This is a genomic window from Nitrosopumilus zosterae (genome assembly GCF_025998175.1).
Classification (GTDB): Archaea; Thermoproteota; Nitrososphaeria; order Nitrososphaerales; family Nitrosopumilaceae; genus Nitrosopumilus; species Nitrosopumilus zosterae.
The window spans coordinates 1615320-1639686 of record NZ_AP026695.1 but is presented as its reverse complement, the minus strand read 5'-3'; the positions used below and the strand labels follow the sequence as shown (position 1 = coordinate 1639686).

Genomic DNA, 24367 nt, shown 5'->3' with positions numbered 1-24367 from the left:
AATAACTATTCAAAATTCATTAATATCTTGTTTTTCAATTTCTGCAACTATCTTCCTAAATTCTGCAATCTCTTCTTCTGATGCCTTCCCAGTTTGTACATCTAATAATGTCCTAATCATTTTTGCCATTATTGGATCTTCATTCATTTTCATAGTCATTTCAACACTAATCTGAGTTTTTGTATGCCATCTACCAATTAATATGGAAACTGGAAAATAAAATATCAGAAAAATTACTGTAAATAATCCTAAATCTGATATATATTGTTCAAATATTTCATTTCCTTCAATTAAGAAGCTATATGTAATTAAAATAAAATTTACAAATGCTAAAAAAAACATGAGGTAGTTTGAATGCCCCATCCTTCCATCCCACCAAAGCTTTCTCAAGAAATTTTTCTTAAGATTCATTTTAACTTCCCAATCTTTTTTCTATGTTGTTTAACATTTTCCTAAATTCTGCAATCTCTTCTTCTGATGCCTTCCCAGTTTGTACATCTAATAATGTCCTAATCATTCTAGCTAATACAGGATTTTGTTGTTGGACTAGAGTTGTTTCAACTCGTAATTGAGTTTTTCTATGCCAATAACCAATTAATGTAGCAGCTGGGATATAAAAAATTATGAACATTACAGCAAAAATCCATAACTCTGGAATTAATTCTTTAAAAAATATAACACGTTCAATTAATAATCTATATGCAATTAAAATAAAATTAATGAACGTTAATACAAAAATTAGATATACACTATGCCCTTGTCTGAATTCCCACCAACGACGTCTTGCCCAACCTTCCTTCATTAATTCTTCTCTGAATAAGTCTTCTAAATAAAGATTGAAAAACTGATTTATGGTAATTATTTTTAATATAGTACATAATTTAGAAAATCATTTTTTCATATGATTTTTTTATCGTTATTAAAAAGATTTTAATTAAAAATACAAAGATGAAGAAAAATGACTAAAGTTTCTATGATCACTGAGCACAAAATTGATGGTATTAATGCAAGTGGAAATAGGGCTCATTGGGAAATTAAAGCGCTTAAAAGAAAAGGATTTTTAGATATTGAATTAATTGATGACTTTGATGAAACTAAAGTTTCTAAACTCTCCAATAATCTAGTTCATGCTCAACAACATAGTGGACGATTCCTTGAAAATATTCCATATATTGTTGATGCACATGGACTCGAATATGTTTATTCAGCACATATGTCATATGGCTATCCTTTTCATTCATGGCGCAGATGGGCTTTTAAAGCAAAATCTTATCATTATAAAAAACTTGAGACAAAAATATTTCAAAATTCTAAACATATTATTTGTGCTGGAGAGAATATTTATGAAAAAGTAAAAAATATTCAAAATTCTACAATCGTAAGAAATGCTGTTTTTCCCGAAAGTTACATTCCTACCAATTGCAAATCCTTGAAAATTGCTTTAGTAGGACCTTTTCTACCTGGAAAATTAAATTATTTTGGGTTTGATATGATAAAATTTATAGTTAAAAAATTTCAAAATATTGATTTTGTGTTTATTGGACCTGCTGATAAATATTTTCGAAATGGTTTAAAATTTAAAAATACCACTTTTACTGGAAAAGTTAACAATTACATTGAAACACTTAGAACTTGTAGCGTTTTACTAGCACCTTATCCTGATTATGCATATTATCTTGGATCAAAAACAAAATTTGTTGAGGCTGCTGCTTGTCAGATGCCAATTATTACAACACCAGTAGGGAACATAGATTTTCAAAATGATTATGTATGTATTGGTAAAACTAAAGAAGATCTAGTTAATCAAATTTATTATTTAGAAGATGAAAGTGTACGTCTTGATTTAGGGAAAAAACTTAGAAATGAAATTTTTAAAAAATACAATGCAGAAATTGAAATTCAAAAAGTCATTAAACTTTATGATGAATTAACTAGCTAATTGTCAATTTATACAAAATAATTTTTAACTAATCGATCTCATCCAAATAGATAATTTTTTTCTTTTTACTCGATAATCTTGCGGCCTCTAAAATTTTAGCTTGTTTTAATAAATCCTCTTCAAAATTGAAACTACTTTTTTTAAATTTGAATATCTCTTCATAAAATGTTTTAAGCATTAAGAATGTTTGATCAACTGCATCTATTTTGATAGTTTCAGTATTATCATTTTTTGTAAAATAGATTTGTGTTTCAAAATTATTTGGAACTGCATAGGCCCGATTTAACATGATATTTCCTTTTGAACCCCAAACTTCATAATTAGATTTGAAATTTCTATCAAATCCTGATTCAGCATATGCATTTTTGTCTTTATACATCAGAAACACGCTTGCACTGATATCAATATCTACTATGGGATCCATTATCAAATTACTCATAACTCCAATTGGTTCTTCATTAAAAATAATCCTGCTTGCACAAATAGGATAACAACAGGCATCATTTAATATTCCGCCACCTAATTCCTTTTTTAATCTAATATTTTCATTATCAGGTTTTGGATATCCAAAATTCCCAATAAAATTATAAATTTTTCCTAACTCATTCTTTTCAATTAACTGTAATACTTTTTTGTGTTGTGGATGAAATCTAAATGAAAAACATTCTAAAATACGCGTATTGTATAATTTACACGCATTAATAATATTTTTTGCAGATTCATATGATGTTGTTGATGATTTTTCACATAGTATGTGCAATCCCGCTTCTGCAGCTTTAATTGCCCATTTTTCATGTAATCCATCTGGTAATGAAATGTATACACAATCAATATCTGAAGCAATTACATCTTCATAATTTCCATATGTTTTACAACCAATTTCTTTTGAATATTGTTTTGCTTTTGAGTTTGTTCTACTTCCAACAGCATTTATGGAAATAAAATCTGAAAAGTGTACTGCAGGAATGATTTTATTTTTTGCAACTCTTGAACAACCAATCAAACCAATTTTTAAAGTCATTTTATAGTTTTTTTGATTTAAAATAAGGAGATAAAGGATCTCCATGATCACCTTTACCCATTCCCATATTTACATGAATTATGGGATTTTGACAATTCTCCCATTTTTTTGTCAACATTGCAACTGCTATACAATCAGTTATTGCTATGAAAACATGTTTTGTACCTTTTGGTGTATGTGTGCATTGACCTTTACTCAAAAAAATAAATTCTTCTTCTGATTCATCTTCTTTTGTGACAAGAACTCCTTCCCCTTCAGTAATTAGAAAATATTCGTCAAATTCTGGATGAAAATGATTTCCACGGATTTTTCCTGCTTTAATATAATTAAAATTAAATTCTACAATTGGATCTTTAGGAATAAATGTAAAAATCCCACCTCTCCCATCTCTTACTGTATTGAGATTTGCTGTAGGTAGTAATCTTTCAATTTTCATATAGCCATTTTTCTATTAAACAATTTATCTTTTTAGTTCATTATACTATATTTCTGGTTAATGATTTTGTAATATTATTAGTTAATTATAATAATTATATGTAATTTCTAAACCCCTCTTTAATGAAACTTGAGGTTTCCAATTAAATTCTGACTTCATCTTAGTAATATTGGCATAGATATCTGATATTTCATTTTTCCTAATTTTTTCTTTAGAAGAAATCAATTCTAAATTTTTACCATGTATTTTCAAACAAGTTTTAACTATTTCTTTAACCGAAGTGCTGTTACCACTACCAATATTATATGTCTGGAATCCTTTTCTCTTTGAATTTATAATTTTTATCAAACCATTGATTACATCACTAATAAAAATAAAATCTCGTTTAGGAGAAGTATTTCCTAATTTTATTTTTGAATTATTAATCATTTGATTCATAATATTAAAAACAAGATTTGATTTTGGGCTTTTTGGCCCATATACAGAAAAAATTCTTGCAATTCTAATATCTAAATCATAAGTTTGTGAATATGTTTCACACAATATTTCACTCATTTTTTTACTGGCAGCATAATGAGTTAAAGGATAACAAGGATCTTTTTCTGAAAGTGGAAGTTTTTGTGGAGTTCCATATACATGACTAGAACTAAGAAAAATGAAACTAGAATCATTTTTTCTTGCAACTTCCAACATTTTCTGTGTTGATTTAACATTTAATTCAAAACATTTTGTTGGGTTTAGATTGCAATAATTTACATCACTATAAGCTGCCATGTGAACAATTTTAGAAAAAGGAATACGTGATATAAAATCCGATTTTGTAATATCCATAGTTCTTAATTTGAAATTTTTTGTAGATTTTTTTTTATTTTTTGATATGCCTAAAATTTTATAGTTTTTAGATAGTTCAGGAACAAGATGATTGCCAATAAATCCAGTAATTCCTGTTACGAGTATTTCATCCAAAATTATAATTTATCTTATTTAATGCAATATTTCAATTTCTCTTTTTATTGATTTATTATATAGTTTTAAAAAGTAACTATGAAGTGGTAATGTGTGACTAGAGCTTTAATTACTGGAATTACCGGTCAGGATGGTGCATATCTAGCACATTTCTTATTGAAAAAAGGATATACTGTTTTTGGCACTTTTAGAAGACAATCTTCTAGTAATTTCTGGAGATTGTATTATCTTAAAATCGCTAATAAAATCAAATTAATTCCAGCTGATGTATTAGATTCAACTTCAATTTATCATGCTTTCGAAGAATCAAACCCAACAGAAATCTATCATTTAGCTGCACAAAGTTTTGTTGGCGCTTCATTTGATCAACCTCTATACACTAGCGATGTTACCGGTTTTGGTACAGTAAGGGTATTGGATGAAATTCTAAAATTCAATAAAAAAATTAAATTTTATCAGGCATCCTCTAGTGAAATGTTCGGTTCTGAGAAATCATCAATAAAAAACGAATCTACACCATTTATGCCTTCAAGTCCATATGCAATTTCAAAATTATATGCTTACTGGCAAACAAAACTATATCGTGAAGCATATGATCTATATGCAGTTAATGGAATTTTATTTAATCATGAATCACCTTTACGCGGATTAGAATTTGTTACGAGAAAAATTTCAAACGAAGTAGCCAAAATTTCTCTTGGAATTTCAACAAAGCTGGAATTGGGAAATATTTCAGCCAAAAGAGATTGGGGATATGCACCTGAATATGTTGAGGGAATTTGGAAGTCTTTACAAGTAAAAAATCCAGACGACTATGTGATGGCCACAAATGAATCCCATTCTGTTAAGGAATTTGCTGAAAAAGCCTGCGAAATAGCCAACATTTCTAAAAAACATATTTCTACAAGTAAAAAAAATCTTAGACCATTTGATGTTAACAACCTCCAAGGTGATTATTCTAAAGCTAAGCGAAAATTAGGCTGGAAACCTAAAACCAAATTTAATGATCTTGTAAAGATTATGGTTCAAGAAGACATTCACAGATGGGAACAAAGATTGAAAGGCGAATATCTTCCTTGGGATGCAGGAACCGCTTGATTATATCAGTTTATTGTGATAATTCCTCTTGATTAATCTTAGAATTAAAATTCTCAAAGTTTATTTCAAATAATTTTAGATGTTGATTGAAATTAAAATCTTTAGAATCAAACACTTTATCTAAATACTTGAATTTTTCTTCATTATAATACACGTCTTGTAAAAATTTTGGGAGTTTTGAATTTTCATCCACAATTAAGTGTGTTAATTCACTATCGTTTTTTAGAATATACTCTTCTAAATCATTTTCATTATTTGTAGAAATAATTTTTATTTTGTGCTTATCATCATTAAAGTCAAAAGGCCATTTGGTTGGTAATTCGCCAACTCTTATGTATTGTGTCTGAGAAGGATGAAAATTAACTCCTGAGACTTTTTCAGAAATAATTTTTGAAATCTCATAATTTTCTCTTTCAATCTCTCTGTCAGTCTTTAAAAATTCATAAAACCCTATTGAACTAATAAAAATTCCAATTATGATTACTACTAATGCTGTATTTTTATTTGCAATCTTGGAAATAAAAGTTTTAACAGAATAAAGTGATACTAACGAAAAAATAGGAAACAAAAAGTAGAGATATCTAGTATCTTGTGCCTGAACGATATAAGCATACATAATTGGTATGCTGCAAACTATTGAAAAAATCATGATAAAGTTTGTTTCTTTTGTTCTATTTCTGAAATACTGAATTACTCCAAATGGGAAAAATAATAAAAAGTTTGGAATCATTATCCAACCTAAATATTTTATAAAAAGACCAATTCCATCAATAATTTCTGAATTTTTATCACTATTTGAAATTGCGATAATCTGATCTGTTCCTATGATGGCTCTTTGAAATATTCCATCATATCCTACAACTTCAATTCTGTAGTTTATTACAGGAATTAATATCATCATAAAAATCAACAAGCATGGAAGATATGTCCTTAAAATTTCCTTTGAAATTTTATTTTTAATAAAAAATAAAATAGTTAATGTAAAAAATAGAAAAAGTCCTTCAGATCTAACAATTGTACAAAATGATGCCAAAATAAATGAAATAAACATTAGCTTTCTTTCATATTTTAAGAAAATTACTAACGATGAAATTCCTAATAATATGAATAATGGTTCTGTAATACCCAAAAACGAGTTAAGTATAATCCTAGGATCAAATGAAATAATCGCTGCACCAACTAGAGCGATTTTTTTGTTAAAATAATTTTTACATAAATAATAAACTGGAATTGTAATCATAGATGATAGAATAACTGAAATTATTCTTTGTAATTGCATATACTGCAACGAATTTTCTAAATCAAATATTGAAAACCAAAAAGAAACAAATATTGGCCATCCATTGTTTATTGGAGTCCATTCAGTTGGTAAATGTCCGTAAAAATTAATGGCAGTAGCATATGTAAAATTATCCATTCCATCAATAATCAACGGTAAATCATAAGGAAAATAAAATAATTTAATTCCTAATCCTGCTAGAAAAATGGTTAAAAATGAAATTTTTATATCATTCTTAATTAATTTTAAACTCATCATGTTGATATTTTTGGATTAAGATATTCTAAAAACATATCCTATCCCTTTTGTTATTATTAGATTTTATATCCAATTTTACCTTAACAGTGAATTAATATGCATGCTAATTTGGAATCTTGATGTAGAGTAATTGAATAAAAATTATGAAGAAAAATTGTTAAAATTCCTTAAGCTTTTCTGGCTTAGGCCTGAAAATGGCCTTTTGCTAGCATTCAAAAGCGGCATTATGGAAGATATAAAATTTGAATCTCCTTCTTTAGATCTTAGTTGTGGTGATGGTATGTACATGTTTACTCATTTAGGAGGTACTTTTTCAGATAATTTTGATTATTTCAAATCTACACAAGCTGAAAAATTTTCACATGATTCGTTTGTTGATATTTATGATGCCTTTGATCCAAATTATTCTCCAGAAATTATTTCTCCTCCAAAAAGTCAAATTGATTATGGGACTGATTGGAAACAAACTTTACTAAACAAAGCTGCAACATTAAATATTTATAAAAATTTGATACTGCATGACAACAACAAGAAACTACCGTTTGAAGATAACTTCTTTAAAACAATTTATAGTAATTCGATATATTGGGTTGAAACTATAGATTTTTTAATTGCGGATTTGTATCGTATACTTCGCCCTGATGGAACACTAGTATTACAAATTATGACTCCATATCATCATGAAACCTTAGATAAACTAGATAATTTATTTTCCAAAGAAGCCATTGACATTCTTGATAGGCAACGACGAGATTCATACAAAGGACTGAAAACTTATGATGAATGGATTAAATTATTTAAAAAAGCAGGGTTTAAAATTAAAGAAACTAGAAATGTCTATCCTAATGAGTTCATTTTAGATTTATGGAATATTGGATTAAGACCAATAGCTCATCTTTTAATACAAATGAATGATGCATTATCCCCAGAAAAACGGTTACAAATCAAAAAACCTTGGGTTGATATATTTTTTAAATTGTTTAAACCACTACTTTTTAGCCAAGAATCCTTTAAATTTGAAAAAAGTCCCTATCTTTTATTTATTTTAGAAAAATAATTTTCATAATTAATATTCTTGTTAAAGTAAATTAATTCATTCGATTTTTGATAAATGCGCGTTTGCTAATGTTTCAAATATTTCTTTATTATTATCAAAAAATTCTTTTACATCGTTTTCTTGATATTCAACATCAGAAAGAATATTTCCTGAATAAAATTGATTATTTCTTTTATTTTCATAATCCCACCAATTAAAATCAAAAGTTCTCTCTTTCATTAACTTAAGATATTTGTTAATATACACTGAATTAATTGGTGTCCTTAATGCGGTTTTTATCAATTCAGGTAAATCTCTAAGATTTTCAATTTTGTAAACTGATGGTAACATATCGTGTGCCATATCGCCAAAAATTATTGAAGGTTTGTTTTGATATGCTGCATCAATGGTTGCAGTTCCCCTGATAGTAATCACCAATTTACTATTTTTAACTAACTCATTTGAAGAATAAGAAGGATGAATTACAACAACATTCGGAATTTCAATTAATTCCTTATATTGACTTGTTTCTCTCCATCCTCTAAAGACAGCATGAATATGTTCCTTAACATATAACATATGATCAACTGGAAGAGATTTTGCTATGTGTCTGATAATTTCAATTTGATTAGTAAAAAAAGGAGCATAATGAAGAATAGTTAATTCAGCATCAATATTGAGAGGATAATACACAAATGGAATATCTAAATCAACTACTTTTTTAAGATTTTTCTCCAAGTATCTTGATCTCCATTCACGCTTTATGTAAAATGAAATGGTATCTTGAATAACTTTTAATTTATTTCTCCCATAATAAGTAAAATTTGATTGTGTATTTTTGGAATCAGAAAATAGTACATAATCTGTCAAAGCTTTGAGTTTGTTTGATGTTGAAACATTTCTTTCATTTGTCCATTTTTTTGTTAACGCATTATAACTAGATTCATTCATTATTTCATCTAGTCCATTTTTCTCTGATTCATTCAATTCTATCATGTCTAAATTTCGAGGTAAATCAAAAGTACTACCGCTTTCAGCAATAATGCTTTTATCTTTATATCTTGATATGAAAATACATAAGACCTTGATACCTTTGGCTTTACATAAATCCATTAATAATTTTTGATGATGAAATGGTGGATCGTATGTCAAAAAATAATCTGGTTTAACTTCATCCAAAATTTGTTCAAATAATTTACACTCTTGTTCTAAAAATTTCAAAATTTCATTGGTCGTAAATTTATAAAAATTATTGAATCTATAAAAATGCCTTTCGTTTAATGCCAGTTTCCATAAATCAATATGATATTTTTTTTCAAAACTTGATAAATATTCTAGATCTGGATTTACTGTTGTTTTTTTAATATGATCGTGAAAATACCATGTTTTTCTAAAATCAACTATTTTTTGATTAAGAAACATTTGTTTCGGCTTATTGGGAGTATCAATAATGGCAGTAAATTCTGCATCAAGTTTTTGCTTTAAATAATAAGATAATCCAAAATGTAACATAAATACATTGATCCAAAATAATAATTTCATTTTCATCTTTGTTGAGAATATTCATATTAAAAAATTAACCACAAAATAATACTTGATATGAGGTTTCTATGCATTTTAGATTGCCACTCCTTAAATAACCAATCAAAAGAAACTATCATAATTTGAAAGTAATAATTGGAATTCCTGCATTTAATGAAGAAAGAAATATAGGATCAATTATTGCAAAATTAAAGCAAAAATATGCCCAAATTATTGTGTGTGATGATGGTTCATCAGATATGACATCTGTAATTGCATCATTAATGGGCGTTCATGTTGTAAAACATGACAAAAACATGGGATATGGCTCTGCAATAAAAACTATTTTTAATGAATCAAAAAAAATTGAAGGTGATGTTTTGGTAACTTTTGATGCAGATGGACAACATCAAATATCTGAAATTGACTCAATGTTAAAACCAATCTATGATAATAAAGCAGACATTGTAATAGGTTCAAGATTTCTTGGAACAACAAAAGGTTTACCAACATACAGAAAAATTGGCATTAAAACAATCACTGGACTTACTAACGTGATGACGGGTTCTAAGATAACTGATTCACAAAGTGGTTTCAGAGCATATAAAAAAAATGTGATTGATCAAATTTTTCCCACTGAATCAGGCATGGGAATTTCTACAGAAATTCTCATTAAAGCTTCAAAAAAGAATATGAGGATAACTGAAATTCCTATTACTATTTCTTATGAAAATAATACTCATTCTCAAGAACCAATATCTCATGGAACTTCAGTTGTTATGAGTACAGTAAAACATGTAGCCATTGAACGACCTCTTTTGTATTATGGAGTGACAGGATTATGTTTTCTTATTTTGGGATTAATTTTTGGAGCTTGGACTATGCAAATCTATTCTGAAGAACGAGTAGTGATGACAAATATTGCTCTTATTGGTATTGGAGGGGTGATCTTAGGCACAATTTTATTAATTACAGCTACAATTCTTTATTCCATAGTAAATGTTGTTAGGGAAAACAGACAAAATTAATACTGAAAATCTTTTTCAAATTCTTATAAATAAATATTCAATATTTTTTAATTTTTAAGATTTTTTATTTCATAAATAAAATTTTCTAAGGCATATTCAATTTCTTCAGGTTTGTTCATCAAAATTTTTTTAGCTTTTGAAATATCTAGAGATGAGTCTTTTGGTCTTGTAGCTTTCCAATTCATGTCTTGAATTTTTATTGGTTTTAGTAATGATTTATCAAGATCAAGCTTTTCTGCAATCATTATGGCAAATTCATATCTAGAAATTCTTGTAGCTCCAGCTAAATGAATGATACCAATAATCTGTTTTAGTGTTACTTCTATGATCATTTTTGAAAGATTTGGTACATATGTTGGTGATGTGAATTGATCAATTAACACAGATGTTTCTTTTCCCCCTTCAAGATTCTCCTTAATCCATAAAGGAAAACTTTTTTTTGTTGAATGTAATCCAAATGGTGTACTAGTTCTAATTATAGCATATTTTGATGTTGAATCCCTTATAGCAATTTCGCCATCCAATTTTGATTTTCCATAAATATTTAGTGGATTAGTTATATCGTCTTCTTTTCTATATCCTTCTGTCCCATCAAAAACATAATCTGTTGAAACATAAATAAAAAATGCACCTAGTTTTGTTGACTCTCTAGCCAGAATTCTAGTTGAATCCGTGTTGATTAAAACTGCTTGTTCTCTTTGAATTTCACATTTTTCTAAATCTGTGATAGCTGCAAGATGAATTATTATATTTGGATTTATGCTGTGTAAAACACTGATTATTTTGTCTGTTTTTGAAAGATCTAGATTTACAGGAATGCCAAATTCTGGTTTTATTCTATTATAACAAGCATAGACTTCATAATTTTTCCTAACAAGATCCCTTACTACTTGTCTTCCAACAAGCCCAGTTGATCCAGTCACTAAAATTTTAGTCATTTACAGGTAAGAGTCCATGGTTGTGAATGTAAAGAATTATCATCAACTAATGGCTCCCACCATTCCTGATTTTGTTCATACCATTCAACTGTTTCATTAAGAGCCTGCTCAAATTCATGTTTTGGTTTCCATCCAATTTCATTTTGAATTTTTGCGGCATCTATCGAATATCTTCTATCATGACCTGGTCTATCTTTAACATGTTCAATCAAATCATCCGATTTTCCAAGAAATTTTAGAATTTTTTCTACGATTATTTTGTTTGAAATTTCATTCCATGCAGTAATATTATATTCCTGACCATGAACACCTCTTAAAATTAGATCGTCAATTGCTTGTACATGATCATATACATAGATCCAACTTCTAATTTGGTTTCCGTCTCCATACAATGGAACCTTCAGATTCTTTTTAGCTCTAATAATTGTTTTAGGAATCAATTTTTCTGGGAATTGGAAAGGACCAAAATTATTGGTACATCGTGTAGTAATGCATTTTATGTTATATGTTCTATGATATGCGGCAACTAAATGATCTGCAGATGCTTTTGTAGCTGAATAAGGATTACTAGGCTTAATCAAAGATTTCTCAGTAAATGAATCTAAATCTTCTGCATCCCCATAAACTTCATCAGTTGAAACATGAATGAATAATTTGTTGTATTTTTTTGTAGCTTCTAATAAAGAATATGTTCCAAGAATATTTGTTTCTATGAATGGTTTTGGATTTGCAATGCTTCTATCTACATGAGATTCAGCTGCAAAATTAACTATGACATCTACATCGTTTGCTAATTTATTTACAATTTCTTGATTTTTTATATCTTCTTTAAAAAATTGGTAATTTTGATTTTGTCCAATTTGTTTCAGATTTAGTAAATTCGAACCTATTGTAAGTGAATCTAAATTTATTATTTCATCTTTTGGGTGATTGTTAAAATGATTTCTAATAAATGCACTCCCAATAAATCCTGCTCCTCCACAAACTAAAATTTTCATATTTACGAATTAGGAATTAATTATTTAACTCTAATGTATTTTTTAGTAAATAAAATTATTTTCGGTTTCTTCTAGTAATGGTAACTTGCTGTCTTTATCTGAAATAATTGGTTTTTTTACTGACCATGGAATGTTTAATGTTGGATCATTCCAAATTATTCCACGTTCGTTTTCTGGTGAATGTTCATTGCTTACCTTATAAAACACATCTGCTTCTTTACTCATAACACAAAATCCATGAGCAAATCCTTCTGGAACATATAATGATCTGTGATTCTCGTCTGAAAGAATTTCAGCTACCCATCTTCCATATGTTGGAGATTTTTTTCTGATATCTACTGCAACATCAAAAATTTTTCCATTAAATACACTTACTAATTTTGCTTGAGGTTTTGGATTTATTTGATAATGCAAACCTCTGATTACTCCATTAATTGAATGTGAGACATTATCTTGTACAAATTTTGTTATTTCATTTGAAAAAAAATCTGATTCTTTAAAACTTTCATAGAAAAAACCTCTGCTGTCTGAATATAATTTTGGTTCAACTAGAATAACTTCTGGAATTGATAATCTTTTAAAAGTAAAACCCACAAATTTCAATAAATAAAATATGATAAATGTGTTTTATTTTAATTGTTTTTACTAATGAAATTTATTAATGATCAATTTTTTTTACTACTCTTGCTGGATTTCCTACCACGACACAATAATCTGGCACATCCTGAGTTACAACACTCCCAGCACCAACTATTGCGTTTTCTCCTATTGTTACTCCTGCAATTATTATACATCCAACACTGATTACTGCACCTTTTTTAACAATCACAGATTTGATTGTTCTGGGATAACCATGTTTTTTTAAAAAATCATTTGCTGAGGGATTTACATGAGCAAATATCATTGAATTAGAACTAATTGTTACATTATCTTCAATTTTGATTAACTCTGGATGTAATAGATCTATTAAGACATATGGAGAAATATGGCAATTTTCTCCGATCTTCACTCCTCGCATCCTTTGAAATTTAATTGACCATGAGGGTAAAGGTGATGAATAAGCCAAAGAATGAAAAATCCAACTCTTTAGAAATTTTATTCGAATTTTTATCCTTCCCCCAAATCCTACATATCCGTAATAATCCATTAATTCTTGTTCATTATCTCTAAAATTCTTGGAATTAATCATGATGTCTATAGTTATTTTAGCATAAAACGTTTAACTTTTCCGTAGTCTGTTTTAGGAATTCTCTCAACAAAATCAATTTTTGATGGGATTTTATATTTTTCAAGATTTTTTATGCAGTGACTCAAAATTTGAGACTTGCTCAAATCGGAATCTTTTGCCTTAACTACATTAATCTTAATTGTTTGACCAAAAATTTCATGCATTATACCAAATGCCGCAACGTCATCTACCCCTAAAATTTCTTTTACGCTTTCTTCAATTTCTAGTGGTGAAACTTTCTCCCCCCCAATGTTAATTATATCATCATTACGTCCTTTTAGAAAAAGATATTTCTCTTCATCAAAATACCCAATGTCTCCTGTTCGTAACCATCCATCAATCAAATTTTTATCAGCTTCATAATTTCTCCAATAGTTTTTAATCACATTATCGCCTTTAATCCAAATTTCACCCAAGTTTGATTCATTTTTTTCATCATTAACAATCTTTATCTCTACTTTAGGTGCAGCTTTTCCTACAGACTCATCCCTATCATTTTTTTCATCAAATATCATAAAAGAAGAACGTGATGCTTCAGTTAATCCATAATATGTTGCTAAATTTCCATTTACTAAAATATGTTTAAAATTTTGTACAGTGTTTTTAGGAATTGATGTACTATTGGTAATTATTAATCGAATATTTGAAAAATAACTCTCCAATAGATTTCTATCAAATTTTAATATTTTTGTTAAAGTTGCTGGAATGGCTGCAAATGTTGTTACTTTAAATTTTTTTAATGTCTCAAACATAAATTCTAAATTACTTGCATTTTTTAATAAAACAAGTGTTGATCCTGTATATAATGAAGTATGAACACATCCTAATCCAAAAGAATGATGAAGTGGTAAGGGCAAAAGATCAATATCTGAATCCGAATATCCTAAAACCTTTACAATATTTTTGGTAGTAAAATCTATCATTTTATGAGATACTGCAACACCTTTTGGATCTGATGTTGTTCCAGAAGTGTAAATCAGATATGCCAAGTCATTATTTTTTTTGATATCTGAAATTTTTTCTTGGTTTGATAGAACTTCCTCTATTCCATAAATTGGAATTTTTATTGATTGATTTTCTAAAAAACTCTTTTTATTTAATTTGGAACAAATAATGGCTCCTGAATTGGATGCTTCTAATTGAGTAGATAGATTACTCTCAAAAATTTCAGGTGGAATTAGATGAACTAACTTTCCTGCATTAATTATTCCTAAATATGAAATAACAAATGAAATTGAATTATCTGAAATAAGACTAATAACGTCTTTTTCATTTAAAAATGAAATGGATGTTGAAAATTTTTGAACTTCTTCATAAAGTTTCTGAAAAGTTATACTTGCATCCTCATCAATTATAGCAATTTTTGTAGGGTATTTTTCTACATTTTTTTTGAGAAAATTAATAATATTCATGTTAAATGTGATTGTATTGACTTTAGAAGATCATTTGCAGATTTTATTTCAATTGATTCATCTAAAGAAAATGTAATGTTAAATTTTGCTTCTGCAAAAGTTATTAGGTTTAATTGAGCAAATGAATCCCAATTTTCATATTCATTTTGCTTTTTCCCCCAGGCAAAATCATCTTCAACTAAATTTGGAAATATTTCAAAAAAAATTTCTTTAATCATTTTCTTTAATTTATCATTACTCATAACATTTGCGAACATCAATAGATAATAAATAAACCTTCTCGATATTTTCTATATGCTTGAAAATATTGGAATTGGTATAGATATAATAGAAATTGAACGATTTAAAGAAAAACCATATCAAGACAATGAAATTTTTTATAAAAAAATTTTCCATTTATCTGAAATTGACTATTGTTTAAATAATAAAAATTCATCCCAATCATTTGCTGTAAAATTTGCTATCAAGGAATCTGTGATAAAATCAATAAACAAAAAAATAGATTTTCTAGATATTATCACTGATCATTTAGATTCTAAACCTATAGTTTCTTTATCAAAAGATCCTTCTTACAATTTTCTTGTTTCTGTAAGCCATGAAAAACAAAATGCCATAGCAGTTGTTATATCCAAAAAAAATTCTTTGAATTGTTAGATTATCATTCTTGTGATTTTTGATATTCTATTGAGGAAACTATTGAAAAAATGATTAGTTTTAGTATCTACTATCCAATTAGGAACATCTACTTTGTTTTTTAGATGTTGAATTATTTCTTTATCTGAAATGATTTTTATTTTTTGATTTTGGGAATACTTTTGGTTAATAATTTTAAAATTTTGAAGAATTTCAACATCTGCTGAAATTTTCATTTTCACTAATCCTTTCTTTAAATAGAAAAAAAATACAGCTATGTCTACTAAAAATAATCCAGGAATCATTTTGAGCAATGTTTTACGATCATATAGTGTAAGTAGACAATACTTTCTATTTCTCTCCATTAACTTGAATTTTAATGGACTCCATTTGAAACTAGTTCCTTCAATGGGATGATACACAATTGATTTTGGAACATAGAAAGAATTTATTTTGATTAATGCAGCGCGCCAGCATAATTCTAAATCATCATGAAATGCAAATAAAAAAGGATCAAACAATCCAATTTTTTTCAGAACCTTTTTTGAAGTAAAAAGACATGTTCCAGACACATAATCAATTTTTTCTATATTTTCAAATTGTTTTTTATCCATATTGCCCTTAGAGCGAGAAAATCCAAAACCAAAAATTTGTATCATATTTCCAGTACTTAACAACATAGAATGATCCGTTATAGCTAAAAATTTTGGCTGATAAATTCCCTCACCATTAGTTTGATAAGCATTTAACAATTCTTCTAACCATTGGGAATCTACAATAGTATCTGGATTTAAAACCATCATGAATTCTCCATTTGCTTTTCTTAACCCTACATTATTGCCTTCACAATATCCTAAATTTTCAGAATTTTCTATTAATTTTATAGTGGGAAATTTTTCTTTACAAATAATATGACTATTGTCTTTTGAAACATTATCAACTAATATTATTTCAAAATTAGTATAAGTGGATTTTTGAATAGAATTTATACAATCCACAAGTAAATTTCCTGCATTATAATTGAGAATAATTATACTAACTAATGGATTGTGACTTTCAGTATGCTTATCTTTATTAATTTCAATCATTTAGTTTTCTTAATTTTTCAAAAATTCTCTGATTATTATCTATTAAGTAAAGTCAGGCATCCAACTATGAGGAATTTCTCTCATATGTTGACTTTTTACTTGCTTTATGTTTTGAATTTTAACTAAACTTTCAATATCCTCTTTGGACAAATCCGAAATTTTCTGAATATCTTTTATAGACAACTTATTTTCTCGTGCATATAAAATTAAATCAACTATCTGATATGGAACACTGTAAAAAAACTCTTCATCAGTGGTTGAAAAACTCCAAACATCTGGTGATGCTTCCTTAGACAATATTTGATTGGGAACTTTTAAAAACTCTCCTAATTGATAAATTTGAGATTTATAGAGATTTACTAAAGGTTCAATATCGGAACCCCCATCACCATATTTTACAAAATAGCCTTGTTGATATTCAGATTTATTTGTGGTTCCTACTACAGAGAAATTATTTTTTTCTGCATGAAAATATAACATTGTCATTCGTACTCTATGCTTAATTGACGTAGCAGCAGTTAGTGTAAGAAAATCTGAAGAAGATATTTTTAATTTATGACGTTCATTGTTTTCATCAAGTATTTCCAAGAACGGAATTCCAACAATATTTTTTGATTTAGGAGGAACAATTACTCTATATTTACATTCAATATTAAATTTTGGAAATTTCTCCTTTACAATTTGCTCTTTGATATCATAAACTCCAAAAGATTCTAAAATTTGAGTAATGTCTATTATTTTTGTTTCAACATTAAATTTTTTAGCAACTTCTTTTGCAAGTAATTGACTAGAAGAACTTGATTCTTTTTCTGGCATGATTAAACCTAAAATTTGTTCATAACCTAAAGATTTAGCACAAAGTGCCATAGTGACAGCAGAATCAACTCCTCCACTTAGACCTACAATTGCACCTTTTTTCTGAAATTTATTAGAAATTTCATCTTTGATAAATTCACAAATTTTATCTGTTGTTTTTTCTAAATCTTTGATTTTAAGAAATTCCTCATTTAACTCCATTTGATTATTATTCAATAATGATTAATTAAATATGTGACGAAAAAATTCTTTTACTATCAAAGAGGAAATATTTCATGACTAAAGATGATACAATTACCCAAAAAGTTGAGAATATGTACAAAAAATATCCCTATCCATCTCCCTCAACTGATGCTGCTCAAACAAATGAATTATTGAATCTCTTACGAATATTTGAAATGGAAAGTAAAATAAAGTTAGAAGAAAAAAATATTTTAGATGCTGGTTCTGGCAGTGGACATCGAATTACAAATGTTGCACAATTTTTTAAGAAATGCAATTTTCTTGGAATAGACATTTCTGAAAAATCATTAGAAATAGCAAATGAATTAAAAAATAAAAAAAACACAAAAAATATTCAATTTCAAAAACACAATATCATGACTGGTGTTGAGAATCTTGGAAAATTTGATATTGTTTTGTGCATGGGAGTATTACACCATCTTTCAAACCCAAGTAAGGGGTTGCAAATGTTAACTAAAACATTGAAAGACGATGGTATAATTTTTCTTTATTTGTATGGAAAATTAGGTGGTCATAAAAGAATGCTGAACAAAGAGATGATTTCTATTTTATTAGGTAAAGAAAAATCCAATTATGATTTAGGAATTGAATTAGTTAGAGATCTTGAATTAAATAAATTTGATTATGGTTGGAATCTAAATTTTAAAAATAAAAAAGAAGAAGATACTTTGATCGTTGATTCACTTTTGCATACAAATGAATTTCTTTATGACTTCAATGATATAGACAAATTATTTAAAAAAACCAATCTTTATGGATACTCTATTTTTGGAATCACCGAAAGTACTCAGGGTTTACTTTTTGATTCTAGTATAAAAACTGAAAAAAAATTATCTATTCCGCAAACTAACGTATCGCAAAAATTAAAATCTAATCTTTCATTATCCTTTTATGAATCATTAAACTTGAAAGAAAAATTCCGAATTATAGATTTGCTTTATGAGCCTAATGGATATACTCTTGTTGGTTTTACAAAGTATGCATATGATAAATTATCTAATGATAGAATTAAAAGAAATTTTATCGTAATTAACTAAATGTTGTGGATATTTTCTATTAGAATATGGCTATTTTTTAAATAGCTCAAATTTATTTTGCCTAACAAATTATAAGCTATAGTTAAATAATTATGAAAAATCATAACGATAATTATCTTGACAAAATTCATCTTTCTTAATAATATTTCAGATTTACGTGTTATTCCGCAAGATTTATTAAAAATTAATGATGCAAAAATTTTTTCATTTAATATAGATGTTCATCAAAAACTCCAATCTCAAAAAATTGATCATCAAATAGCCGATGATTTTCTTAGCTTGAATGAACGATTAAAAATATTTGATCAAATCGCAGAATTTTTGTCATGGCATTCAAAAATTTCTATTGATAATTGTAGTTTAGAAGGAGTAAATCTATTAAAAATTTTTGATTCACATGAATTTCTATCATATCTTATGCCAAATTTAATTGATCTTCTTATAATTAAAAAAATAATTGAAAAAGAAAAACCTACCAAAATTGTTGCGACAAGTCAATTATCAAAATTAATTGAAACAATCACCAAGGGAAAAAATATTGAAACCGAATTTTTTGAAAACAAAATCAAAAAAGATCTTCTTTGGGACAAAATCACTGCTAAATATAATGTAGGTAAAATTCCTCTAACATTTACTTTATCACGAAAAAAATATCTTAAAATAAAAAATTTGTTAGAAACATTTAGTGCTTTTTTCTTCAGTTTTTGGTTTGATCTTAAAAATTCTAAAAAAAAGAGTATTGTTTTTTTAGAATTTAATCCACAATTATTTTCAAAACTCTTTCAAGAAATGAAAAATTATGATGGAAATGTAATTCTAATTAATCAAAGAAGATCAGCAATTTGGAGCAAAAAATCTGTTGATGTAATAAGAAAATCAAAATGTAAAATTTTAAAGTTAGACGATGTCTTGAATAAAGATGAAAAAGCAAAAATTCCTTTTTTAGTTGATTTCTATTCAAAAAAAATTGATGAACTATGGAAAAATTCTAACATTTTTAATGATATCTTTCAAATTGAAGGATGTAGTTTTTGGAATATAATTAAAGAAGTTTTCATGAAAACCTATTCGGAAAGACTTTCTTTTTATATATCACTTGTTCTTAGTGCAAAAAAAGTTTTTGAGAAAATTGATTTAAGGTGCATTGTTTCCCTAAATGAGATGGGCGAAACAGAAAAAACCTTCCTTGAAGTTAATAATAAAAAAATTCCTTCCATTTTACTTGAACATGGATTTATTGAAAGAATTGATAAAACAAAGCGATTTGATATTTTATCTGAATATATTTCATTTAAAGATAAAATTGCGGTATGGGGCGAAATGAAGAAAAAGTGGTTGATAAATGAATATCATATTGATCCATCAAGAATCATAGTCACTGGAAGTCCAAGACATGATGACTACTTTTGTTCAAAGTTAGAAACTAAAGATAAATATGAAAAAACTTTGCTTTTAGCTCCTAATCCAATTAATGAAACTAATGGACAATCTAATACAAATCTCAAAATACAATTCAATGAATCTATCAAAGAAATATTGTCAATAATTAAAAAATTTGAAAATGTAAAAATCATTGTAAAACTACATCCTATACAATTAACGCATAATGAAGAAATTAAATCATTAATAACAAAATTAGATAGTTCCATCCCTGTTTATTTGTGGACATCAGTAATTGATACAATTAATAGTGCAGATGTAGTAATGGTTCTATCTCCTGAAATTCATGCTACTCCAACAATGCTTCTTGAATCAATGATTTTAGATAAACCTACAATGAATGTTTATTTTAATGAAGAAATCCCTCAATATGAACATGTACGAAATAATGCAGTTCTAACAGTTTCAAATAATGATGATTTGGAAAACAAACTAAAAAAAATATTATTTGATGAAGAATTCCAAGATGAATTAAAAGTTAATGCAAATCATTTTGTAAGAAAATTCCTTGATAATCGTGGAAATGCTTCAGAAAAATTTGCGTCAATTTTAAAATCATATTGATATTATTAAAATAAGTAAGGTTTTTTAGAAAAGTCATTATCAATAAAATATGTTTGAAGATAAAAAGATCTTAATAACTGGAGGAACAGGTTCATTAGGTCAAGCATTAACTAAACGTCTTTTAGATGATGATGTAAAAACAATTAGAATTTTGAGTAGAAATGAAGAAAAACAAGTACAGATGGAAAATAGTTTTAATGATAATAGACTGAGATTTTTTTTAGGTGATATAGTTGATTATGAGCGTTTGAAAAGAGCATTTGAAGATATAGATATCGTTTTTCATACTGCTGCACTAAAACATGTTCCCAAGATTGAATACAATCCATTTGAAGCAATCAAAACTAATGTAATAGGTTCTCAAAATGTGATTAATGCATGTCTATATACAAATGTTGAAAAAGCAATTGCAATAGGTACTGACAAAGCAGTTTCACCATTAAACACTTATGGTGCAACTAAATTATTAATGGAAAAATTATTTGTAACAGCAAATAATTATATTAACCCAGAAAAACATTTCACAAAATTCATTTCAGTTCGGTATGGAAACGTTTTTGGCAGTAGCGGTTCTGTAATACCTAAATTTATTGAACAAATAAAGAAAAATCAAAAAATTACAATAACTGATCCTAAAATGACTAGGTTTAGCATTACTATGAATGAAGCTTTGGATTTTATTCTTAATGCTACAATTTCTGGTGAAGGTTCAGAAATATTTGTACCTAAAATGAAGGCATACGAGATTATGGATTTAGTAGAAGTACTTCAAAATCTATTAGGTGATACTGGACAAGAAATCGTTGGAATTAGACCTGGTGAAAAATTACATGAGATTTTAATAAGTGAGGATGAAATTCGACAAACTTGGGAATATAATAATATGTATTTAATATCCAATCCACTGTATTCTCTGTTTCATGGAAAATCAACTGATGAAATTCATAAAGGTATAACAAAACTTGAAAATCTCAAGAACTATTCATCAGATATTTCTGATAGAATTTCAAAATCTGAACTACAAGAAATGTTAACCAAATCCGGATTGATATAATGTGTATTTCTAATATTTATTTAATAAATAATTATTACTTAATTTCCAATTCAAATGTGTATTGAATTAATTTAAAACCATTATTTTTAAAAAATCTAATTGACTTTTTATTCATAGGATTAATATTTGCCAAATATCTTTTTCGAGGGTTTTTTTCCATCAATGTTTTTAACACATTAAATCCAATACCTTTTTTTTGCATATTTTTTTTAATAAATATTCCAATTTCATTTTCTTTAGTTAGGTAAATTGAGCCTATTTCTTTAGATGATTTTAAAATAATGTACCATTTATCATATGGTTTTGAAAGTACAAATTTCTCATGTTGGGAATAGTTAGGCATTTTTTTATGTGAAATATTATACTTAGGATCTCTTTCTTTCAATAACTCATAAAGAAAAAGGCAATCTGATTTTTTTACTGTACGCAATTTAATTGAATTATTAAGATGGTTCTCCAAATTATCATTTACTTAAAATTTTAAAAAGTTAAATCTTTCTCTTAATGATGGTGTTTATTGAAAACAACTATTGCTGCAGAAATTGGATCTAATTGGGAAGGGAGCATTAGTATAGCTAAAAAAATTATTTTAGAATGTAAAAAAGCTGGTGCAGATGCTGTCAAATTTCAAATGTGGAGAGCAAAAGATCTTTATTCTGAAGATCATCCAAATTGGAATGTAATTAAAAAATCAGAATTAACGTTCAAAAAAGCAGATAAAATTAAAAAAATTTCTGATGATATTGGAATCGAGTTTATGTGTAGTGTTTTTTATCCAGAAGGAGTAGAATTTTTAGAATCATTAAATGTTAAACGATATAAGGTAGCATCAAGAACTTGCCTCTTTAAAGATCCATATTCTTTAGAGACCTTAAAATCTAAAGCCATTACTAAAAAACCTATTATCATAAGCATGGGTATGGGTGGAAATAAAAAAAAAATTGACAAAATATTTTCTAAAAACAAGACTCTTTTTTGCTATTGTATCTCAGAATATCCATTAGAATTTAATAAAATAAATTGGAATCAAGCTACAAAATTTGACGGATTTTCTGATCATACTGAGGGAATAACTGCACCAATCTTATTTACAATTTTAAAAAAACAACAAAATACAAAACAAATTCTTATTGAAAAACATACAAAACTTTCAAATTCTAAAGGTCCTGATGCTTCGACATCAATTGATACAAAACAACTCTCCGAATTAGTTTCTCATATTAGAATTCTAGAAAAAGCAAAATTCTAATATGATTTATTTACTGTATTGATTATTTTTTCAACATCTTTACCAGTTAAATTAGGATGGGTGGGCAAAGAAACAATTTCATTGCTAATTTTTTCAGTAACGGGTAGTTTAATTTTAGATTTGTAAAAGCTAAAAGTATGAATTGGTTTGTAATGGATCCCTGTTTCAATTCCTTTTTCAAATAATTTTTTTCTAAATTTTTCTCTATTTTTTACTCTAATCCAATAGAAATGATATGAACAATTATTATCAAAAGGCATTTTGTGTTCTAATTCTATTTCATCTGAATATTTTTTAGCAACTTTTCTTCGGAAATCATTCATTCTGTCAAGTTTTTTTAATTGCTCTAACCCGATGGCTGCAGAAAACTCATTCATATAATAATTCCAACCAATCTCTTTAACATCATAATCTGTGTTTTTTCTATTACTAATACCACACCATCTTTTTTCTTTAAGAATTTTTGATATTTTTTTGTGATTGTTTCTATTGATTGCAATTAACCCACCAGTTGGCATTGCCAAATTTTTTACTGGATGAAAACTAAAACAAACTAAATCTCCATGACTTCCAATTTTCTTGTTTTTATATTTTGTTCCAGAAGCATGAGCCGCATCTTCTACACTGTCCAATCCGTATTTTTTACATATACTAGAAATATCATTTAGATTTACTGCTAACCCTGCAAAGTGCACAGGTAAAATCAATCTAGTTTTTTTAGAGATTAATTTGGAGATTTTTTCTGTGTCTATACATAATGTTTTTTCATCTATATCTGCAAATTTGGGAATGCCTCCATTTTCAATTACTGCATTTGCAGTAGATACAAATGATAATGACGGAAGAATGACTTCTTTGTTTTTTACATCAAATATGGATAATGCGAGATTCAAAGCTGCAGTTCCACTATTTACGGCAACACAATCTTTTGTATCGATATATTTTGAAAATTCCTCTTCAAATTTTTTTACTAAGCCTACACCTGAACCCGAAGCCCAAAAATGACTTTTCAAAACTTTGTTCACTGCAATTTCTTCTGAGTTGCTTACATGCGGATCAAATAGCTTTATTTTTTGCATATCTTT

At 27.3% G+C, this 24367-nt stretch carries 26 protein-coding genes; 9 read left to right on the top strand and 17 right to left on the bottom strand.

What is annotated here, in order from left to right:
• Positions 1–9: 9 nt before the first annotated feature.
• Complete coding sequence (locus OO712_RS09960; protein WP_109877778.1) at positions 10–411, bottom strand: hypothetical protein; 402 nt, start codon at positions 409–411, stop codon at positions 10–12.
• A 1-nt stretch (position 412) separates the two neighbouring features.
• A complete protein-coding gene (locus OO712_RS09955; RefSeq protein ID WP_109877777.1) occupies positions 413–802 on the bottom strand; it encodes a hypothetical protein in 390 nt (129 codons plus the stop codon).
• Positions 803–958: 156 nt separating this feature from the next.
• On the opposite strand from OO712_RS09955, the gene OO712_RS09950 reads away from it, so the two are divergent.
• The gene (locus OO712_RS09950; RefSeq protein ID WP_109877776.1) at positions 959–1939 is read left to right on the top strand and encodes a glycosyltransferase; all 981 of its coding nucleotides are present in this window, start codon (positions 959–961) and stop codon (positions 1937–1939) included.
• Between the two features lie 28 nt (positions 1940–1967).
• On the opposite strand, the gene OO712_RS09945 is transcribed toward OO712_RS09950, so the two are convergent.
• The 3 genes from OO712_RS09945 to OO712_RS09935 form a co-directional block, all read right to left on the bottom strand.
• The gene (locus OO712_RS09945; protein ID WP_109877775.1) at positions 1968–2960 is read right to left on the bottom strand and encodes a Gfo/Idh/MocA family protein; all 993 of its coding nucleotides are present in this window, start codon (positions 2958–2960) and stop codon (positions 1968–1970) included.
• A gap of 1 nt (position 2961) precedes the next feature.
• A complete protein-coding gene (locus OO712_RS09940; protein ID WP_109877774.1) occupies positions 2962–3396 on the bottom strand; it encodes a cupin domain-containing protein in 435 nt (144 codons plus the stop codon).
• A gap of 81 nt (positions 3397–3477) precedes the next feature.
• Positions 3478–4362 carry an NAD-dependent epimerase/dehydratase family protein gene (locus OO712_RS09935; protein WP_160049230.1) on the bottom strand — a complete coding sequence of 295 codons (885 nt, stop codon included), beginning with the start codon at positions 4360–4362 and terminating at the stop codon, positions 3478–3480.
• Positions 4363–4455: 93 nt separating this feature from the next.
• Here OO712_RS09935 and OO712_RS09930 point away from each other — a divergent pair, with 93 nt between their 5' ends.
• Positions 4456–5460 (top strand): GDP-mannose 4,6-dehydratase, encoded by a 1005-nt coding sequence (locus OO712_RS09930; protein ID WP_109877772.1) that lies wholly within the window; start codon positions 4456–4458, stop codon positions 5458–5460.
• Between the two features lie 10 nt (positions 5461–5470).
• Here the strand turns inward: OO712_RS09930 and OO712_RS09925 are convergent, their stop codons facing one another.
• Complete coding sequence (locus OO712_RS09925; protein ID WP_109877771.1) at positions 5471–6997, bottom strand: glycosyltransferase family 39 protein; 1527 nt, start codon at positions 6995–6997, stop codon at positions 5471–5473.
• Between the two features lie 130 nt (positions 6998–7127).
• Between OO712_RS09925 and OO712_RS09920 the strand changes: the two genes are divergently transcribed.
• Positions 7128–8054, top strand: coding sequence for a methyltransferase domain-containing protein (locus tag OO712_RS09920; RefSeq protein ID WP_146196015.1), 927 nt, complete (start codon positions 7128–7130; stop codon positions 8052–8054).
• Positions 8055–8090: 36 nt separating this feature from the next.
• Here the strand turns inward: OO712_RS09920 and OO712_RS09915 are convergent, their stop codons facing one another.
• Complete coding sequence (locus OO712_RS09915) at positions 8091–9575, bottom strand: capsular polysaccharide export protein, LipB/KpsS family (RefSeq protein ID WP_160049229.1); 1485 nt, start codon at positions 9573–9575, stop codon at positions 8091–8093.
• Positions 9576–9697: 122 nt separating this feature from the next.
• Here OO712_RS09915 and OO712_RS09910 point away from each other — a divergent pair, with 122 nt between their 5' ends.
• A complete protein-coding gene (locus OO712_RS09910; protein ID WP_109877768.1) occupies positions 9698–10582 on the top strand; it encodes a glycosyltransferase family 2 protein in 885 nt (294 codons plus the stop codon).
• A gap of 47 nt (positions 10583–10629) precedes the next feature.
• Here the strand turns inward: OO712_RS09910 and rfbD are convergent, their stop codons facing one another.
• The 6 genes from rfbD to OO712_RS09880 form a co-directional block, all read right to left on the bottom strand.
• Positions 10630–11505, bottom strand: a complete 876-nt coding sequence (gene rfbD / locus OO712_RS09905) for a dTDP-4-dehydrorhamnose reductase (RefSeq protein ID WP_263970088.1) — start codon at positions 11503–11505, stop codon at positions 10630–10632.
• Between the two features lie 11 nt (positions 11506–11516).
• Positions 11517–12518, bottom strand: coding sequence for a dTDP-glucose 4,6-dehydratase (gene rfbB / locus OO712_RS09900; protein WP_109877766.1), 1002 nt, complete (start codon positions 12516–12518; stop codon positions 11517–11519).
• A 42-nt stretch (positions 12519–12560) separates the two neighbouring features.
• Complete coding sequence (gene rfbC / locus OO712_RS09895; RefSeq protein ID WP_109877765.1) at positions 12561–13112, bottom strand: dTDP-4-dehydrorhamnose 3,5-epimerase; 552 nt, start codon at positions 13110–13112, stop codon at positions 12561–12563.
• 64 nt (positions 13113–13176) lie between these two features.
• Complete coding sequence (locus OO712_RS09890; RefSeq protein ID WP_109877764.1) at positions 13177–13707, bottom strand: acyltransferase; 531 nt, start codon at positions 13705–13707, stop codon at positions 13177–13179.
• An 11-nt stretch (positions 13708–13718) separates the two neighbouring features.
• Positions 13719–15158 (bottom strand): class I adenylate-forming enzyme family protein, encoded by a 1440-nt coding sequence (locus OO712_RS09885; RefSeq protein WP_109877763.1) that lies wholly within the window; start codon positions 15156–15158, stop codon positions 13719–13721.
• Entirely contained in the window at positions 15155–15400 is a 246-nt protein-coding gene (locus OO712_RS09880) for a hypothetical protein (protein ID WP_146196014.1), read from the bottom strand. The genes OO712_RS09885 and OO712_RS09880 overlap by 4 nt, the downstream gene beginning before the upstream one ends.
• 52 nt (positions 15401–15452) lie before the next feature.
• Here OO712_RS09880 and OO712_RS09875 point away from each other — a divergent pair, with 52 nt between their 5' ends.
• Complete coding sequence (locus OO712_RS09875) at positions 15453–15812, top strand: holo-ACP synthase (RefSeq protein ID WP_109877761.1); 360 nt, start codon at positions 15453–15455, stop codon at positions 15810–15812.
• Here OO712_RS09875 and OO712_RS09870 read toward each other — a convergent pair.
• A complete protein-coding gene (locus OO712_RS09870; RefSeq protein WP_109877760.1) occupies positions 15809–16879 on the bottom strand; it encodes a glycosyltransferase family 2 protein in 1071 nt (356 codons plus the stop codon). The two genes, OO712_RS09875 and OO712_RS09870, sit on opposite strands and share 4 nt — an antisense overlap.
• A gap of 42 nt (positions 16880–16921) precedes the next feature.
• Positions 16922–17896 carry an NAD(+) synthase gene (nadE, locus tag OO712_RS09865; protein WP_109877759.1) on the bottom strand — a complete coding sequence of 325 codons (975 nt, stop codon included), beginning with the start codon at positions 17894–17896 and terminating at the stop codon, positions 16922–16924.
• 74 nt (positions 17897–17970) lie between these two features.
• Between nadE and OO712_RS09860 the strand changes: the two genes are divergently transcribed.
• The 3 genes from OO712_RS09860 to OO712_RS09850 all read left to right on the top strand — a co-directional run bounded on the left by OO712_RS09860 (position 17971) and on the right by OO712_RS09850 (position 22033).
• Positions 17971–18975 (top strand): class I SAM-dependent methyltransferase, encoded by a 1005-nt coding sequence (locus OO712_RS09860; RefSeq protein WP_109877758.1) that lies wholly within the window; start codon positions 17971–17973, stop codon positions 18973–18975.
• A 117-nt stretch (positions 18976–19092) separates the two neighbouring features.
• Positions 19093–20979 carry a glycosyltransferase family protein gene (locus tag OO712_RS09855; RefSeq protein ID WP_109877757.1) on the top strand — a complete coding sequence of 629 codons (1887 nt, stop codon included), beginning with the start codon at positions 19093–19095 and terminating at the stop codon, positions 20977–20979.
• 49 nt (positions 20980–21028) lie between these two features.
• A complete protein-coding gene (locus OO712_RS09850; RefSeq protein WP_109877756.1) occupies positions 21029–22033 on the top strand; it encodes an SDR family NAD(P)-dependent oxidoreductase in 1005 nt (334 codons plus the stop codon).
• Between the two features lie 34 nt (positions 22034–22067).
• On the opposite strand, the gene OO712_RS09845 is transcribed toward OO712_RS09850, so the two are convergent.
• Positions 22068–22418 (bottom strand): GNAT family N-acetyltransferase, encoded by a 351-nt coding sequence (locus OO712_RS09845; RefSeq protein ID WP_264953692.1) that lies wholly within the window; start codon positions 22416–22418, stop codon positions 22068–22070.
• 132 nt (positions 22419–22550) lie between these two features.
• On the opposite strand from OO712_RS09845, the gene OO712_RS09840 reads away from it, so the two are divergent.
• Entirely contained in the window at positions 22551–23282 is a 732-nt protein-coding gene (locus OO712_RS09840) for an N-acetylneuraminate synthase family protein (protein ID WP_109877754.1), read from the top strand.
• Here OO712_RS09840 and OO712_RS09835 read toward each other — a convergent pair.
• Positions 23279–24361 carry a DegT/DnrJ/EryC1/StrS family aminotransferase gene (locus OO712_RS09835; RefSeq protein WP_109877881.1) on the bottom strand — a complete coding sequence of 361 codons (1083 nt, stop codon included), beginning with the start codon at positions 24359–24361 and terminating at the stop codon, positions 23279–23281. The genes OO712_RS09840 and OO712_RS09835 overlap by 4 nt on opposite strands.
• Positions 24362–24367 lie beyond the last annotated feature (6 nt).

Coding starts and splice junctions, on each gene's coding strand:
- OO712_RS09945 (WP_109877775.1), bottom strand. CDS start 2,960: ATGACTTTAAAAATTGGTTTGATTGGTTGTTCAAGAGTTGCAAAAAAT.
- nadE (WP_109877759.1), bottom strand. CDS start 17,896: ATGGAGTTAAATGAGGAATTTCTTAAAATCAAAGATTTAGAAAAAACA.
- OO712_RS09835 (WP_109877881.1), bottom strand. CDS start 24,361: ATGCAAAAAATAAAGCTATTTGATCCGCATGTAAGCAACTCAGAAGAA.
- OO712_RS09925 (WP_109877771.1), bottom strand. CDS start 6,997: ATGATGAGTTTAAAATTAATTAAGAATGATATAAAAATTTCATTTTTA.
- OO712_RS09940 (WP_109877774.1), bottom strand. CDS start 3,396: ATGAAAATTGAAAGATTACTACCTACAGCAAATCTCAATACAGTAAGA.
- OO712_RS09955 (WP_109877777.1), bottom strand. CDS start 802: ATGAAGGAAGGTTGGGCAAGACGTCGTTGGTGGGAATTCAGACAAGGG.
- OO712_RS09870 (WP_109877760.1), bottom strand. CDS start 16,879: ATGATTGAAATTAATAAAGATAAGCATACTGAAAGTCACAATCCATTA.
- OO712_RS09960 (WP_109877778.1), bottom strand. CDS start 411: ATGAATCTTAAGAAAAATTTCTTGAGAAAGCTTTGGTGGGATGGAAGG.
- OO712_RS09885 (WP_109877763.1), bottom strand. CDS start 15,158: ATGAATATTATTAATTTTCTCAAAAAAAATGTAGAAAAATACCCTACA.
- OO712_RS09890 (WP_109877764.1), bottom strand. CDS start 13,707: ATGATTAATTCCAAGAATTTTAGAGATAATGAACAAGAATTAATGGAT.
- OO712_RS09875 (WP_109877761.1), top strand. CDS start 15,453: ATGCTTGAAAATATTGGAATTGGTATAGATATAATAGAAATTGAACGA.
- OO712_RS09850 (WP_109877756.1), top strand. CDS start 21,029: ATGTTTGAAGATAAAAAGATCTTAATAACTGGAGGAACAGGTTCATTA.
- rfbB (WP_109877766.1), bottom strand. CDS start 12,518: ATGAAAATTTTAGTTTGTGGAGGAGCAGGATTTATTGGGAGTGCATTT.
- OO712_RS09880 (WP_146196014.1), bottom strand. CDS start 15,400: ATGAGTAATGATAAATTAAAGAAAATGATTAAAGAAATTTTTTTTGAA.
- OO712_RS09860 (WP_109877758.1), top strand. CDS start 17,971: ATGACTAAAGATGATACAATTACCCAAAAAGTTGAGAATATGTACAAA.
- OO712_RS09950 (WP_109877776.1), top strand. CDS start 959: ATGACTAAAGTTTCTATGATCACTGAGCACAAAATTGATGGTATTAAT.
- OO712_RS09915 (WP_160049229.1), bottom strand. CDS start 9,575: ATGAAATTATTATTTTGGATCAATGTATTTATGTTACATTTTGGATTA.